Origin of the sequence: Chitinophaga sancti, from assembly GCF_034087045.1 — a bacterium.
Lineage (GTDB): Bacteria > Bacteroidota > Bacteroidia > Chitinophagales > Chitinophagaceae > Chitinophaga > Chitinophaga sancti_B.
Genome location: NZ_CP139247.1, coordinates 6,457,270 through 6,472,743 on the forward strand (window position 1 = coordinate 6,457,270; position 15,474 = coordinate 6,472,743).

17 protein-coding genes are annotated in these 15,474 nt (G+C 45.5%); 6 read left to right on the plus strand and 11 right to left on the minus strand.

The genetic code is table 11. The annotated features are described in order from the left end of the window. The 6 genes from SIO70_RS25870 to SIO70_RS25895 all read right to left on the minus strand — a co-directional run bounded on the left by SIO70_RS25870 (nucleotide 1) and on the right by SIO70_RS25895 (nucleotide 6,273). The gene (locus SIO70_RS25870) at nucleotides 1-846 is read right to left on the minus strand and encodes a hydroxymethylglutaryl-CoA lyase (protein WP_320575673.1); all 846 of its coding nucleotides are present in this window, start codon (nucleotides 844-846) and stop codon (nucleotides 1-3) included. Nucleotides 847-1,089: 243 nt separating this feature from the next. Continuing rightward, nucleotides 1,090-1,893, minus strand: a complete 804-nt coding sequence (rlmB, locus tag SIO70_RS25875) for a 23S rRNA (guanosine(2251)-2'-O)-methyltransferase RlmB (protein ID WP_320575674.1) — start codon at nucleotides 1,891-1,893, stop codon at nucleotides 1,090-1,092. A gap of 143 nt (nucleotides 1,894-2,036) precedes the next feature. Continuing rightward, the gene (locus tag SIO70_RS25880; protein WP_320575676.1) at nucleotides 2,037-2,594 is read right to left on the minus strand and encodes an NUDIX hydrolase; all 558 of its coding nucleotides are present in this window, start codon (nucleotides 2,592-2,594) and stop codon (nucleotides 2,037-2,039) included. A gap of 176 nt (nucleotides 2,595-2,770) precedes the next feature. Beyond that, nucleotides 2,771-3,724 (minus strand): GNAT family N-acetyltransferase, encoded by a 954-nt coding sequence (locus SIO70_RS25885; RefSeq protein ID WP_320575677.1) that lies wholly within the window; start codon nucleotides 3,722-3,724, stop codon nucleotides 2,771-2,773. A gap of 90 nt (nucleotides 3,725-3,814) precedes the next feature. Further along, nucleotides 3,815-4,729 (minus strand): EamA family transporter, encoded by a 915-nt coding sequence (locus tag SIO70_RS25890; RefSeq protein ID WP_320575678.1) that lies wholly within the window; start codon nucleotides 4,727-4,729, stop codon nucleotides 3,815-3,817. A 146-nt stretch (nucleotides 4,730-4,875) separates the two neighbouring features. After that, on the minus strand, nucleotides 4,876-6,273 hold the full coding sequence (locus tag SIO70_RS25895; RefSeq protein WP_320575679.1) for a pyridoxal phosphate-dependent decarboxylase family protein: 1,398 nt from the start codon (nucleotides 6,271-6,273) through the stop codon (nucleotides 4,876-4,878). 110 nt (nucleotides 6,274-6,383) lie between these two features. On the opposite strand from SIO70_RS25895, the gene SIO70_RS25900 reads away from it, so the two are divergent. Continuing rightward, nucleotides 6,384-6,542: a hypothetical protein gene (locus SIO70_RS25900; protein WP_320575680.1), complete on the plus strand. Its 159-nt coding sequence runs from the start codon at nucleotides 6,384-6,386 to the stop codon at nucleotides 6,540-6,542. Nucleotides 6,543-6,763: 221 nt separating this feature from the next. Here the strand turns inward: SIO70_RS25900 and SIO70_RS25905 are convergent, their stop codons facing one another. From SIO70_RS25905 to SIO70_RS25915, 3 genes are all read right to left on the minus strand, one after another. Beyond that, nucleotides 6,764-7,294, minus strand: coding sequence for a methylated-DNA--[protein]-cysteine S-methyltransferase (locus SIO70_RS25905; protein WP_320575681.1), 531 nt, complete (start codon nucleotides 7,292-7,294; stop codon nucleotides 6,764-6,766). After that, on the minus strand, nucleotides 7,273-8,166 hold the full coding sequence (locus tag SIO70_RS25910) for a DNA-3-methyladenine glycosylase (RefSeq protein ID WP_320575682.1): 894 nt from the start codon (nucleotides 8,164-8,166) through the stop codon (nucleotides 7,273-7,275). Before SIO70_RS25910 ends, SIO70_RS25905 begins: the two co-directional genes overlap by 22 nt. Before the next feature lie 246 nt (nucleotides 8,167-8,412). After that, nucleotides 8,413-8,943: an ArsR/SmtB family transcription factor gene (locus SIO70_RS25915; protein ID WP_320575683.1), complete on the minus strand. Its 531-nt coding sequence runs from the start codon at nucleotides 8,941-8,943 to the stop codon at nucleotides 8,413-8,415. A 116-nt stretch (nucleotides 8,944-9,059) separates the two neighbouring features. Here SIO70_RS25915 and SIO70_RS25920 point away from each other — a divergent pair, with 116 nt between their 5' ends. Continuing rightward, nucleotides 9,060-10,490, plus strand: a complete 1,431-nt coding sequence (locus tag SIO70_RS25920; RefSeq protein ID WP_320575684.1) for a PLP-dependent aminotransferase family protein — start codon at nucleotides 9,060-9,062, stop codon at nucleotides 10,488-10,490. A 69-nt stretch (nucleotides 10,491-10,559) separates the two neighbouring features. Here SIO70_RS25920 and SIO70_RS25925 read toward each other — a convergent pair whose 3' ends face one another. Continuing rightward, complete coding sequence (locus SIO70_RS25925) at nucleotides 10,560-10,829, minus strand: ArsR/SmtB family transcription factor (RefSeq protein ID WP_083722385.1); 270 nt, start codon at nucleotides 10,827-10,829, stop codon at nucleotides 10,560-10,562. Between the two features lie 157 nt (nucleotides 10,830-10,986). Between SIO70_RS25925 and SIO70_RS25930 the strand changes: the two genes are divergently transcribed. Beyond that, on the plus strand, nucleotides 10,987-12,432 hold the full coding sequence (locus tag SIO70_RS25930) for a PLP-dependent aminotransferase family protein (protein WP_320575687.1): 1,446 nt from the start codon (nucleotides 10,987-10,989) through the stop codon (nucleotides 12,430-12,432). Between the two features lie 154 nt (nucleotides 12,433-12,586). Here SIO70_RS25930 and SIO70_RS25935 read toward each other — a convergent pair whose 3' ends face one another. Further along, nucleotides 12,587-13,204 (minus strand): helix-turn-helix domain-containing protein, encoded by a 618-nt coding sequence (locus SIO70_RS25935; RefSeq protein WP_320575689.1) that lies wholly within the window; start codon nucleotides 13,202-13,204, stop codon nucleotides 12,587-12,589. Between the two features lie 318 nt (nucleotides 13,205-13,522). Between SIO70_RS25935 and SIO70_RS25940 the strand changes: the two genes are divergently transcribed. The 3 genes from SIO70_RS25940 to SIO70_RS25950 are packed head-to-tail and all read left to right on the plus strand — an operon-like array spanning nucleotide 13,523 to nucleotide 15,460. Then, complete coding sequence (locus tag SIO70_RS25940) at nucleotides 13,523-14,041, plus strand: hypothetical protein (RefSeq protein WP_320575690.1); 519 nt, start codon at nucleotides 13,523-13,525, stop codon at nucleotides 14,039-14,041. Beyond that, entirely contained in the window at nucleotides 14,042-14,704 is a 663-nt protein-coding gene (locus SIO70_RS25945) for a hypothetical protein (RefSeq protein WP_320575692.1), read from the plus strand. It begins immediately after the preceding gene. Between the two features lie 15 nt (nucleotides 14,705-14,719). Then, a complete protein-coding gene (locus tag SIO70_RS25950) occupies nucleotides 14,720-15,460 on the plus strand; it encodes a sensor histidine kinase (RefSeq protein ID WP_320575694.1) in 741 nt (246 codons plus the stop codon). The last annotated feature ends 14 nt before the right edge of the window (nucleotides 15,461-15,474 follow it).

The following is a 15,474-nucleotide window of genomic DNA, read 5'->3' on the forward strand; positions in this document are numbered from 1 at the left end:
CTAATAAAAAATACTGTCTGCTATCTGCTGGGCGGTGCGCAAAGCCTCCATATCCAGGTGTAAGGGCTCGTGCTGCTGCAGGCAGAATTCCAGCAGGCGCTCTGTGGCGAGGTTGCCTACCAGTTCATCTTTTGCCATCGGACAGCCGCCGATCCCTTTGATAGCACTATCAAATCTGCGACACCCTTCTGCGTAAGCAGCGGCCACCTTCTCCTCCCAGTTGTGGGGAGCAGAATGGAAATGCGCACCGAATTCCACGACAGGGTATGCTTTTATTAATGTAGAAAAGAGCTTTGTAATGATATCAGGTGTAGCTACCCCTACCGTATCTGCCAGTGAAATAGTAACGATGTCCATTTCTACCAGTTTCTCTACCCATTCCAGGGCTATCGCTGCATCGTACGGGTCTCCATAGGGATTGCCAAAACCCATGGAAATGTAGATGACCAGTTGTTTGCTGTTTTTGATACAGAGCTCCTGCATGGTATCTACGAGTTCCAGTGAATCGGCAATCGTATTGTTTGTATTACGTAGCTGAAAGGTTTCTGAGATGGAAAACGGGTATCCCAGGTAAGCGATTTCTTCATGCACCACGGCTTCTTCTGCCCCCCGCTGGTTTGCCACAATAGCCAGGAGCCGGCTTTTAGTACCGGACAGGTCTAGTTTTGACAGCACTTGTTTTGTATCGGCCATTTGTGGGATGGCTTTGGGAGATACAAAGCTGCCAAAGTCTATTGTGTTAAAACCGACGCGTAGCAAGGAGTTCAGGTACTTCACCTTATCGGAGGTGTCGATGGCCCGGTGCCAACCTTGCATTGCGTCGCGGGGACATTCAATGAGTTTCATGGTGGATGATTTTAGAAAGTAAGTTTAGATCCCTCGCTGCTTCATCGCTTCTTATAGGATAATCCCTGCTGCCACGGTGGATGTTGCTTAAAGGGAGTTAGATCCCTCGCTGCTTCATCGCTTCGTACAGGATAATCCCTGCTGCCACGGTGGATGTTGCTTAAAGGGAGTTAGATCCCTCGCTGCTTCATCGCCTCATACAGGATAATACCTGCTGCCACGGTGGATGTTGCTTAAAAGAAATTAGATCCCCCGCTGCTTCATCGCTTCGTAAAGGATAATTCCTGCAGCCACTGATACATTAAAAGATTCAAAATTACCACTCATCGGAATGCGGAACTGTACGTCCGTCGCCTTCAGCAGAGCTGGATAAACGCCCTGATCTTCCGATCCCATGATCACCGCCACCGGTTCATTCAAAGGCAGGTCAAACAATTTGGCTTCGGCTTCCATTTCGCTGGCGACTACCTTAATACCATTCAGGTGTAGGGTATCTATTGCTTTCAGGAGACTATTTACACGGCAGACGGAGATTTTCTCCAGTGCACCGGCAGATGATTTGATGGCTTCTTCGTTGAGTGCAGCAATACCTTTATCTGGAATAATAATAGCCTGTGCCCCGCAACATACCGCGCTACGGGCAATGGCACCGATATTTCTGACATCAGTGATGCCGTCCAGGATAAGGAACAGCGGAGTCTCGCCTGCGTCAGTGACGTGAGAGATTACATCCTGCAGGTCAAGGTAACTGATTTGGCCTGTAATGGCAATACACCCCTGGTGATTAGCCTGGGTAAGGCCATTCAGCTTTTCCATCGGTACCATGTTGATGGGAATGTTATACTGAGTAGCCAGACTTCTGATCTGGGGGATAATATCTCCCGTGGCTGTGCGTAACAGGTAAATGCGCTCGATGGCTTTCCCGGCCTGAATGGCCTCTACTAACGGCTGACGCCCTATTACCATGGACGAGGCCTTTGGCCTGGGCGCATGTTGTCTGGGCGAATGCTGCCGAAAACCGGCAGACTTATGTCTTCTATGTTCCATTGCCGCAAAGATAAAGATTTAGAGCTGTCCTTCCTGCAACAGGGGGGTATCTTCTGAAAGACAGGCTTACAGAGGGAATGACACTTACTCCCCTTCCAATTGCAGTAAAGGTATCTTCTGAAAGACAGCCATGCAAAAGGAAATTACAACTCCCCTTCCAGCAACATCAGTTTTATCTTCTGAATAGCAGCTATCGACAACGAATCCGTGATCTCATGCCTCTTCACCATCTGATAAGCCTCCTCAAAAGGAACTTTCCTGATATGTAACTGCTCCGTCTCTTCTGGCTCGGCTTCCCGCTGCTCCAGCTGACGAGCCAGGTAAATCACACCAGCTTCATCCGACACTGAATTAGATAAATGGATTTTTACGATCGGCATCCAGCTATTTGCAATCAGACCGGTTTCTTCCAATAACTCCCGTTTGGCAGAATCGAGGGGATCCGTACCCAGGGGGCCTCCACCTTCTGGAATCTCCCATGAGAACCCTTCCAATGGAAAACGGAACTGCCCTACCAGGTAAATATTACCTTCTTCATCATATGGAATAACACCAATGGCGGCATTTTTGAAATGAACTACGCCATAAATGCCCTTCCCTCCTGCCGGATTCAGTACCTGGTGTTCCGTAACACTGATCCAGGGATTGTCGTATTCTACTTTGCTGGACAAGATCGTCCAGGGGTTATGATTCAGATCCATAATTACAAATGTAGGAATTGCTTCAAGGATTGTGCCGGGCCTGCCATTAAATACAGGTTATAAAAATTCAATACAGGCCATAAAATCAAAAACGGGAAAAAAAACGTCCCGCGCAGAGGCGGGACGATGTCAACCAGATGAACGGCGGTAAATACCTTTGATCATCATACCTAAATCTAAATCGTATCTTTCTTCAAATTGAATAATTCGTTTATCTGTGATAAGTGGTGCTTCATATGTATTACATAATCCACGATCAGGTAATTTAGCGTTACCTGCTCGTTTTCGTTTACTTTAACTGTATGTTGCAAGACTTCTGTTGGTATAGTCCGTATCGTTAGTACAAGGTGCTCGTTGAAAATGGTCCACAATTTAATTAAATTCTGCCAGTTCATAAACTGCCAGGCTTGTCCCTTTACCCAAAATTCCTGATCATACCCCGGAATTTGCAACAAAGATATCTGTTGTGCGCGTATTATCCGAACGTTATTATTAATTGCTGAATCTACGAGGTGTCCCAATATTTCTTTTATACTCCATTTTCCGGCTTTGGGCCGCGCTGCTGCCTGCATTTCGCTAATGTTGCCCAGTAGTTGTACCCACTCATCCATTAGCGTTTTCAGTTCCCCCGCTACGGAGTACTGCGGATGCTCATTTCCAAAAGTATATTCCATTTTAACGTTACTGCGTTTGTACCTCCCCGGTTCTACAGGTATTTCCCTGAAGCCTAATTTTTCATACATATTTAACGCAGGCACCAGGATTGTATTGGAGTAAAGTACTACTTTTTTGTATCCCAGTTCTTCCGCAAGGCGCATGATTTCTTTTACAAGGCGCCAACCTATCTTGTACCCCTGAAACTTTTCATCTACTGCCAGTTTCGTCATTTCCGCACTTTCTGCATCTATGTGTTTCAGAGCGACGGTGCCTACTATTTCATCTTCGGCTGCTGCAAAGATAATTTTCCCTCCCTTACTAAGGATTTCCTTATCGGCATGTTGTAAAGTGGCGATATCTGCCGGTTCAATGGTGAAATACTTTTCGATCCAAAGTCTGTTTAATCTTTCAAAGTGTGGCAACAGGTCTGGTGCACAGCCTATCAGCCGGATAGTGTCAGTTGCTGTGTTCATATTTCCTTTTGTTTTTAGTGAGATGCATACTTGTTAAATTGTTCAAAGTGAAGCTGGTGCTACTGTTCTAAGTCAATTAACCGGATATAATCAGTTGCTGTGCTCTGGCTTCCTCTTGTTTTTATTGACGGATACATTAACTATATAGACACCAGCCAATGTAACCAGGCAGGATAAAGCCGTTGTCCAGTTAAGCTGTTCTTTCAATATCAGCCACCCAAGAATAACAGCTACAATAGGATTGATATAAGCGTATACCGATGCCAGTGAAGTAGGCAGGTTATTGAGCGCAAAGACATAGGAGGAATATCCAACGATCGATCCTACAAAAATCAGGTACAGCAAACTCTCCCACAATTGCAGGTTCATAGCCGATAAATGAAAACTATACCCCATCAGTGATACCGTGATCAACATGACGATGCCACTAAAGAGCATCTGAAACCCTGCACCATAAAGAAAGTTCACTTTTAGCGCCCAGCGGGCAGTGAGTACTGAGCCAATGGCCCAACTGATACAGGCGATGAAGGTGAGGAAAATACCTAGTCTGAATGCAGGGTTCATTAAACTGGACAGGTAATTGTAAAAAATACCCGTTACCCCCAGCAACCCTACCAGCATGCCTACTATTAATAAAGGTGATAAGCGGGTGCGCTGTACCATGAAATAACTGAAAATAGTAATCCAGATGGGGACTGTAGCTACGATGATAGCACATAACCCACTGGGAATGTATTGCATAGCCCAGGTAATGAGGCCATTGCTCAGACAGAGCATCATTACACCTATTATAAATAAGCGGGAAAGAACGATTTTGTCAGGTAGACGGTAACCTTTCAGCAGGAAAAAGCTGATCAGGATAATGCCAGCGGCGGTTTGCCGCAGGCCGGCGAGCATGAGGCCATGCATGTGTCGTACTCCCACGCTGGAAGCGAGGTAAGTGGTACCCCAGAAAAAACTGACCATTACCAATGCTATGTAGGCATTCGTGTTAGACTTTTTCATTGTGCGCGATGTTATAATTCGATAAGGGTGAATTCGTCATTGATTGCAGGAATGGTATGTTTGATAACTGCAATAGAAATTTTCTTTCCGTAAAAGGTTGACATCGTCTTTTATTGTATGTCGATAACTTTATCCCTCTCATTACCTCAAATAGCTGCAATCAACTGAGACATCTCCTCCCACACAATCTCTACATCCTCTTCCGTCGTACGCCAATTCACCAGGGCTGCCCTGATACCGGGTATACCCTGATACACCGTTGGTGTCATCACCACTTTCCCACTTTCATTCATTGCCTGCAAAAATTGTTTGATAGCCGCAGGCAACTCTTCGGTTTCTCCATTGAGTGTAAAACACACCACACACAAATTCACTGGCGCTAATAACCGGAACGTATCACTCCCCTCAATCAATGCACCCAGTTTTTTCGTAAGCCGTACATTATTCTCCACTATATCAGCATATCCATTTGCTCCATAGGCCATGAGCGTATGCCATGCCGGCAAAGCCCTAAGGCGACGGGAGTTTTCAGGAGTATAATTACTATATACAAAAAACTCATCGGGGTCAGGTAAATAGCTGGCCCCCACATTTCTGAAAGCAGCCATTTGCAGTTTAGGATGTCTGGTAAAGATCATGGCGGAATCGTATGGTACATTCAGCCATTTATGTGCATCAATAGTGATGCTGTCTGCCGATTCCCATCCCTGCAATAAATGGCGGTAGTCGGAATGACAAGCTGCGAAGCCACCGAAAGCCGCATCTACGTGGAGATAGAAACCATACTGCTGTTTGAGGACAGCGAGTGACTGCAGGTCGTCGAAGTCCACCGTATTCACTGTACCTGCAGCAGCTACGAAGATTAAAGATTCGTTCTTATGTGCTTCAAGGTAGGCAGTGAGTGCAGTGATATCTACTGATTCCCTGTCTGGCAGGGAAGGAATTTTAACAAGGGCGTTTCTGCCTATCCCCAGCATGGCCATAGATTTTACTGTGCTTGAGTGCGGGGTGCAGGAGAGTATTTTAATAGCAGGTAATGCAGCTACACCCTCCTGGGCTACATCTACGCCATGCCTGTTCCCGAGCCACTGACGGGCGATAGCAAGACCAGAGAAGTTCGACATGGTAGCGCCGGAAGTGAATACACCGGTGTATGCATCTGGCAAACCGAATAACTGTCTGAGTAACGCGATGGTCTCTCCTTCTATATAAAAAGAGGCGCCGTCTTTGTTGGCGGCATTCATATCATATACTGATGTCAGCCAATCACCAGCGATGGCTGCGGGAGTAGCACCACCGGTAACGAATCCCCAGTAACGGCTGCCAGCATTGCCGGCGAGGAGGGAATCGTATCGGTTTTTGAAGGTGCTGAGCGCTTGTGAGGCGCCAATACCTTGTTTAGGAAGGGATAATGAAGGAAGGCTGCCTCTCGCCACATCGACGGGTAAGCTGTCTATTCCGGATAGGAAAGCAGCGCTGTAGTCTTTGGTTTGTTGTAGCAACTGGTCCATATGCTGTAAATCATGGAAGAGTGTTTCATTCATGGCGGTAGGTTTGAGACCACAAAAATGAAATAAAAAGCTAATAAAAAACAGATTCAGTTTTTTGAATTTCGACCAGATCAGATTGGGGAGCTAGCATAGTTCATTTAAATGTGGAGAGGGTTGGTTTATCCTTTCAGGAGGATTTCCTGTCAGGAAGATTATCCAGTCTGGATGATTATGCAGTTAAGTGGTTATCCGGCCAGGAAGATTACCTGGTCAGGGGTGATCCGGCCAGGAAGGTTACCCTGTTAAGAGGTTATCCTGCCTAGAAAATTTTCCAGTCAGGATGATTATGCAGTTAAGTGGTGATCCGGCCAGGAAGGCCATCCTTCCTGGGAAAAATGAACTTCCCCGACAGCTCAATTTCTATTCAGGAAGAAAAGTTGTCCTAAGCACAGAAAAGTATTCTGTTCTGCAGGAATAGGTCTTCCCAGTTACTGAAGGCTATTCAGTACTGCCAGATTACTTTGCCCTAACACCAAGGGCTCTCCTAAAACAGCTGCCCCTGCGAACCAAACCTATGCTTCATCTCATGCTCCAACAACCATTTCTTCCGCCATATCCCCCCTGCATACCCCGTCAATGTCCCATTACTCCCAATCACCCTATGACACGGCACCACCACCCACAGCTGATTACGGCCGTTAGTACTCCCTACCGCACGAATCGCCTTAGGATTATTCAAATCCTTCGCAAGCTGCAAATAAGTAGTCGTCTGCCCATACGGAATAGTCAACAGCCTATCCCATACAGCCTGCTGAAAAGGCGTACCTTCCTGAGCAATAGGAAACGTAAATCCCTCCTGACTACCCGCAAAATAAGCATCCATCTCTGCAACGCATTGCACGAATACACCAGGTAACTCTGTCTTACTCAAGACTGGCAGATCAGTCTTATCATTATCACGGATACTGAGTGCATTGATCGCCGTTTTTGTGCCTATGATCAACAGACTGCCTACGGGTGTGGGGGTAAAGTAATGGTACTGTTCCATATCATTTATTGTTGTAATGATCTCCATAAATAGAATGTTGCATAAGCTGCATGTTGCTGCCAGTGCTGTGTATATCCTTTAATCTCAGCCAGTGAAGGCTTTGCCGGTAATTGCAATTGTTGTTTCAGCGCATTATGTAAACCCGCATCTTCCAGAGGCAATGCCTGCCAGTAACGGCTGAATTTCATCAGCACGTAATTGGCCGACCAGTTGCCAATGCCTTTGAATGAAATAAGATATTCACGGGCAGCGGTGTAGTCGAGTGATTGTAAATGTGTGAGTGTAAGGCGTTCTTCTGCCATCGCCCTTGCCAGGGAGATGATGTAATCAGCTTTGCTGCGGGAAAACTGCATGGCGATGAGGTCAGCAGGCTCCAGCTTTGCGATGGTAGCTGGTTGGGGGTAGACATGATACGTCTTATTGCCGGAGGAAATAGCAGCACCATAGGCATGGATCAATCGCTGTTTCAGGGTGTATGCAAATGAAAGATTGATCTGCTGGCCGGTGATGGTCCAGGTAAGGGCTTCGAACAGTTCGGGAATTCCGATCAGTCGGAGACCTTTGTATTCCTGGATGAGTGGCGATAAAACGTCGTCCTTTTTTGCAAATTTGTAGAATGGATTGAGGTCTGCATCAAGGTGTAACCAATGAATGATATAGTTTTTGATATAATTGGTATCTATATTATCAGCATCAGCGGATATTTCTACCTGTATTCCTTTCTTTTTGGGCGCATCTGTAATGGCAGTGAGCACAGGGGTGTCATTCACCACAATTACTTTGCGGAGAGTATTGCCTTCTACTTCATGCAGACATTCCTTGTCAGAACGACTGAGGAATACCAGGCATTCTGCGAAGGAGAAATTTGCATGGTCAGTAACTGGTATGTGAATCTTCATGTGCGCGATCATTGTAATTTGAACCCAAGGCTTACATTGTTACTTAAAAAGGCTTACATCGTAATCTGAACCCGCAACTACACCGAAATCTGAACCTACAGCTTACACCATAACCTGCACCTACAACCGCACCCATAATCCGAACCAACCACCACACCATAACCCGAACCAACCACCACACCCACACCCCTAACCTGCAACTACAACCACCACACCATAATCCGAATCTCTCCCCCTAACTTCACCCTAAGGCTTACACCGCTTGCAAGCCCTATACCCATTCTTCACAGCATCCTCCCTGTTCTCATAAAATATCACATTATCCGGCCTCGGATTGGCAGCGCAGGAAGGCTTACAAAAGATACCCGTAGTTTTGACAGCAGTATAAAATACCCCATCGAAATTTTTATCCTTACTCAGCAAAGCCTGTAACATAACAGGCTGCGTCAGCGGCGTACCCTTTTTATAATCCGTGTTATCAAGAAAAACACCATGATCATTGTCTATTGAATGCGCTCCCCATTGAATATACTCCTCCACCCATTCTTTAAAAGCAAAAAAGGCAGATCTGTTCAGATACCCAAAGCGCTCACGACCTGCCTGATAAATACGGATCCAACCAGTATCTTCCAATAACTGCAAGTGCTTTGAGACCGCCTGACGGCTGATATGGCCGAAGTGATCATTGATCTGATTAATGTTGAGAGGGGCCTTCCGAAGAAGGTCAAGGACTTCCCTTCGAAGCGGGTCCGCAATGCCTTTGAACAACTCGTCCATTTAAGCAACTTTTTTGTTGCGCTAATTTATGCAATTTTTTAGTTGCACAAAATTATTTTTCTTAAAACAAACAGATTTATTTTTCTTACATTTGACCATATCAGAAATTCAATCACATGTTAAAAACTGCCGACCATCTATACCTGCAGATTGCAGAGAATGTTGAGCAACTCATCCTCAAACAGGTATTGAAAACAGGAGACAAACTCCCTTCTGTACGCAACCTGAGTGAAGAGCAAGGCGTGAGCATGAGCACTGCCTTCCAGGCCTATTATCACCTGGAAAGCAAAGGCATGATTGAATCCAGACCCAAATCAGGCTATTACGTCACCTACAGTCCACGACGCATGCCGGAATTGCCGAAACAAACAGAGGCCGTCAAAAAGCCGTCTGAAGTAACGGTGCATGAAATGATCTCGCGCATGTATTTACATGGTTCCAATCCTGAGATCCTGAAATTTTCTTCTGCCGTGTTTCCCGTAGCCCAACTCCCTGCTGCCAGGATGACCAAAGCCATGGTACAGGCTATTCATAGATTACCGAATGGAGGGCTGGGCTATGACACTCCACAGGGCAATGAAGACCTGCGCAGACAGATCGCACGTATGTCTATCGGCTGGGGAGGAGCAGTGACGGAAGATGATAGTGTGATTGCAGCAGGTTGTTCTGATGCCATATCATTATGCCTTTCTGCGACTACGCAACCCGGAGATACGATTGCCGTGGAAAGCCCAACGTATTACGGCTTCCTGCAACTGGCCGAAAACCTGGGGTTGAAAGTGTTGGAGATACCCACACATCCTTTGACAGGGGTTGATTTAGATTACCTGGATAAAGCGATACCTAAGTTTAAGGTGAAGGCCTGTCTCTTTGTGACCAATTTCACTAATCCTTTAGGGGCATGTATGCCGGATAATCATAAGCAGGAGCTGGTAAGAATATTAGAAAAATATGATATACCACTGATAGAAGATGATATATATGGTGATATGTACTTTGGTAAAGAAAGACCGGGGTTATGTAAAACCTTTGATAAAAACGGGTTAGTACTGCTGTGTAATTCTTTTTCCAAATCACTGGCACCGGGGTATCGGGTAGGATGGGCATTGCCGGGGCGTTATAAGGAAAAAGTATTACGGATTAAACGTAACCGTGCTATCTCCTCTCCCTCTTTGCCCAGTGCTGCTATCGCATGTTTTCTGGAAAATGGGCGGTATGAGCATCATCTGAGGGGAATGCGAAAAATTTTGCATACCCAGTTTATGCGGCATTTACAGGCTATTTCCGATTATTTTCCGGAAGACACCTGTGTAACCCGCCCCGGAGGCGGATTTGTGTGTTGGATAGAATTGAATCCAAAGATCAATACTTTTGAATTGTACGAGCAATCACTGAAGCATAAGGTTATTTTTGCACCGGGCAGGATCTTTTCTCTACAGGACAGGTATACAAATTGTCTGAGAATAAGCTATAGTAACCCGTGGAGTAAATCGGTGGAAGATGGGCTAAAGACAGTTGGCCGACTGGCAAGAAAGCTAATGAGTTAATTTCATAAAGGTTGCAAACGGGTATAAACTCCTTTTATTGAAAGGCCTTAAAATATCATCAGCTATCTCCTAACTCAGTTGAGAAAAAAATGAACTCAGATACTTCATCATCTCCTTATTAATTGTCAATTGTACGTTTCTTCCCGTCTTATCATATATTAATATACCGCTGTCTACCAATATCTTAATATGATGTGAAACCGTGGGTTGGGACAAACCAGTCAGCTCTGTGATATCACAACACTGTATAGCAGACTGTCTGGAAGCCGCCAGCAATATGGATAAACGGTGTTTATCTGCAATTGCATTTGCTGCTTTCTCTATCATTACTGCATCCATTACGTAAAAGTATGATAAATCTCCCAAAAGAGGGGATGCCCCTTTCATCCCCAAAAAAGAAAAGAAAAAAACTTTCAAAAACCCTCCCAAAATTACAAATCGTTAACAACCGTAACTTTTTCTACTGCGTATATGGTAGGAACACCTTAAGCCAACCATGAAGCATCATAGTCAGGTACATCTACAATTGTCAGTGAATAGTGAGGTTCCGATTTATCAGCAGATCAAATCTTACATCATTAACGAAATCAAGCGGGGGCGACTGTTGCCCGGCGCTCAGTTACCCGGTAGCCGCGTGCTTGCACAGCAACTACGCGTGAACCGTAACACCGTCATTCTTGCATATGAACATTTAGCCGCTGAGGGCTGGATTGCCACTCAATATAAGAGTGGGACAAGGATTAGTGATCCCATACCCCAGGAACTGGTTTCGCCAGGCACTCCTGAGGCGGAGGCTAAACCCTCGCTGGACATCACTTTCCGTCAGTTTGCTCCACCACAGCCGCTACCTTATAATAATGGTACATTTGATACCGTTTTCGACGAAGGTCAACCAGATGGACGTCTGTCGCCAATACCAGAGATCACCCGCGAAGTGAGGAAGATCCTGCATCAGCAAACCACCAAGTCGCACCTGAAGAATTACAACGAAAGGGGCAATGAGCAACTGCTGCAGGAGATTAACCTGGTATTGAACAACGACAGGGGCCTCGCTGCTGCACCTGAGAATATTTGTGTCACCCACGGGCACCAGGATTCCCTGTTCCTCGTAGCGCAGACATTGATATTCCCAGGTGATCATGTAGCGGTAGAGCATCCCGGCTATCAGCCGGCATGGGAAGCTTTCAGGCTCACCGGCGCTCATCTCCACTATATTCCGGTGGATGAACAGGGCATTGATGTGGAGGCACTGGCAGTAGTTTGTCAGCATACATCCCTCAAAGCAGTATACATCACTCCGCATCACCAGTACCCTACCACCACTACGCTGCCTGCAGCACGACGCCAGCTGTTGCTGGAATTGAGTGAGCAATATCATTTTATGATCATTGAGGATGATTATGATCATAGCTATCATTTCGATGCACAACCGGTATTGCCGGTAGCGGGTATGCCGCATGCAGACAATGTCGTATATATCGGTAGTGTGGCACCTTCTATTCCATTGAGTTTTGTATATGGTCCTGTTGAATTTATCCATTCACTGGCCTCCTGCCAGATGGTGGTAAGTCAGCAACGTGATCGACTGCTTGAACAGGGAATGGCCAACCTGATGGCGGAAGGCGAAATCAGAAGGTACCTGCAACAGACACATGCTACGTATAAAAAACGATTGACACTGACTTCAGGTATAATGGAAGTGAACTTTTCAGGGATTGCAGATTTTACGATTCCGAAAGGGGGGCTGGCTATCTGGATGCGTTTGCACCAGCCGGTTCAGATTTCACAATTGTACGCAGCTGGAATTTATATCGCAAACCCATATAGCTTTTATGCGCCAGAATATAATGGGCAAACAGGATTGAGATTAGGATTTGCTTCCCTGGAAGAAAATGCTATTGTGAAGGGATTGGATAAGCTGGCGAAAATTTTACAACGATAAATTAAGAGAAGATTTACATTGAAAAAACCATTCATACTTTTAAGTAATAATTTACATGGACAAGCCCTCTAATACTTGGATATGGAAAATTAACCGGAAAAGGCAGTAATACTGCCTTTTTTCTTTTTTTATGGTCATGTGGGAATGAATTCTTTTATGACAATGTAGAATGGTACATACAATCAATCTGCAGTTCTGCCGAAGCTAAAGATTTGTTCAGGAAAAGACAGTTGTGCTGTCTTTTTTTGTTGCCCTGGTAATGTGCACAGGTATAACACATTCTTTGTAACTCACCGCTTTCCTGGTTCATAAGACCTGCTATCATCGCAAAGATGGTCTGATAAAGGTTGTTCTTTTCAAAAGCAGGACGTTTTTCTAATACTTCCGTTAAGGGTAATGCATATTCTTCTGCCTTGAGCAGGATGTCCCGGCCCACTTCAGTAGGCAACATAGAGAAGCTACGCCTGTCTCGTTTGTCAGGTTGCATGTCCAGTAAGCCTTTCGAAACGAGGGAAGCTACAGCATCGCTGATGGTAGGCCGGCTAAGTTGTAATTCGGTGGCAATGTGCGCCACTTTGTTCAGTTCTGCCGGATGGTAGCCAATGAAGAGGAGGATTTGTAACTGCAGGGGGGTAAGCCCCAGGGTTCGCGCCTGCTCCCACTGCAAGGCTTTCAGCATGTCGCTGAGGCGTTGTAATGACAGAACGAGTCTGGCATCCAGGCTGTGAAGCTGCTGTTCCGGACTAAAGTTGGATGGTTTTCTCTGTGGCATGTAAGGGTGCAAAAGTAAAGTGGTTACAGTTGAGGAATAAGAGCCAGATGAAAGTATTTTTCAGGCAAAGTGGTCTGGTAGGCGAAGGTTTATGTATGAAAGAAAACATCAAATTGTGTGAATTGCGACCTCAGTCAGCCATACTCTCAATCTGAGCGACTTTGACCGGCGGTAACTATTGCTGCCGCCCACCATAGCTGAAAGCGAAATGCAGATAATAAGTTATATTTACCCTTACAACACAGGTATTTATACGCTTTTCTTTATCGCCCCATTCTTCTAGTTTGCATTATCAATCATTACAAAACACGCTTATTTATGAAGCACCACGATTCCATCCGTATCTTTGCACCGGTTTTACTACTGCTATGCTTTAGCAGATGTACCCCACGAAACCCCGACAATTTTCAGATCCCGCTGAACAAAGCACGCGCCAGCCGTCATGTGATCTCTCAGCAGGAAGCTGACAACCTCATTACCGGGTTCCAGCGTGGTAAAAAAGAATTGCAGGCCCGCCTGCCAGGCAACTATCTCGACAGCGCGTTTAACCTTCCCAATGCTGAAATGTTCAACCGTGATGCCATCGCCGCCCTGCTGAATGCCAAAGGCGCAGATGGTATCCGCATTTACCTCGGTAAAGATGAAAAAGGCCAGGTACGACTGGTATTACTGCCGGTAGACGGCAAAGGCAATGATATCCATACCACCCTCGTAAGCCGTGAAACCGCCCTCAATCTACCAGGTATCGAATCTGCAAAAGCACAGGGTAACCTGCAGGCAATGGAAAGCGGACAACGTTGTCCCCCACTTTGTAAAGACGTCGTACAACCCAAATAAATGAATAATCTAGGCGCATTCTTTGTCAGCCAGATTGTAATTATACCATTAGTGATAGGGCTGATACGCTTTAACAAAACAGTGACCAGCTATCAGCCCTTCCTCCTTTTGCTTGCCCTGGCTTTCATTTCGGAATCTATCAGCTTTATTTGCATTGAAGTACTCAATACCAGCAATGCGATACCTTTTAACCTATATGGACTGGCAGAATGTATGGTTGTACTGTATCAGTTCTATATATGGGGGTTTCTAAAACGGAAGTTCCGGCTCTATATCGTACTTGCCGCAGGCCTCTCTGCCGGCTGGATCACGGAGAATCTTTTCTTTTCACAGATCGAAAATTTCAGCCCTGTTTTCAGGGTCACGTATGCATTCATTGCCGTGTTGCTCAGCATCAATGAAATTAATTACCTGATTGTTCAGGACAACAAGAACCTGTTGCGTAACTCCCGTTTCCTTATCTGTATGGGGTTTATCATCATTTTTATTTACCAGATCATCTATGAAGCCACCTTCTTCGTGGGGTCAGATACTATATTGACCCTCAAGATTGTTTTTATGTTCAACTATATCAATGCTTTTGTAAATTTGATCTATGTGCTCGCTGTGTTGTTTATCCCCGTCAAGACTGCATATTATTTTAAAAAACACTTTGAAGCGTAGCATCGTCAATGCCCCATGGATGATAAGATCTTTTATACGACCGTCTTTATTTCACTGCTGATAGCGGTCATTATCATATTCTTTGTCGTCTCCATTATTCTCTACCACCGCAGGTATATACAGCTGCAAAGGGAGCGGATCGTAGCGGAAATCACCATCCTGGAAAATGAACGTAAACGGATTGCGGCAGATCTCCATGACAGCATGGGGCCACTACTTTCTACCATCAAGCTGAACATCAACAGTATCCAGGTGCATGATGAACATGATAAAATGGTCATTGCCCGATCAGGTACCTATATCGACGAGGTTATCAGGGGATTGCGCCAGATCTCTCACAACCTGCTACCCGCTACCCTGGAACGGAAAGGACTGACGGATGCTATTCATGAATTTATCAGACAGGTTACTGCCAAATCCAAGCTGGATATACGGTTTCATACCTCCGGTCAGATCAGTATTCCGACGGAGAAAGAGATCCATGTGTTCCGTATTATCCAGGAGATCACTCACAATACCCTTAAGCATGCCAAAGCCACCCAGTTACAGATCGTACTGAGTCGTGAAAACGGGTTCTTCCTGGTATTGGTCAAAGAAGACGGGATAGGATTTGACGTGAGGAAAGTAAAAGCAGAATCTACCGGGTTGGGGATGAAAAGCCTGGCAATCAGAACGGATATTTTGCATGGACATTTGTCGATTGAATCTGCCCCGGGGCATGGAACGAACTATTTCATTAAAATTCCCGCAGGATGATGTAATTTTACCAT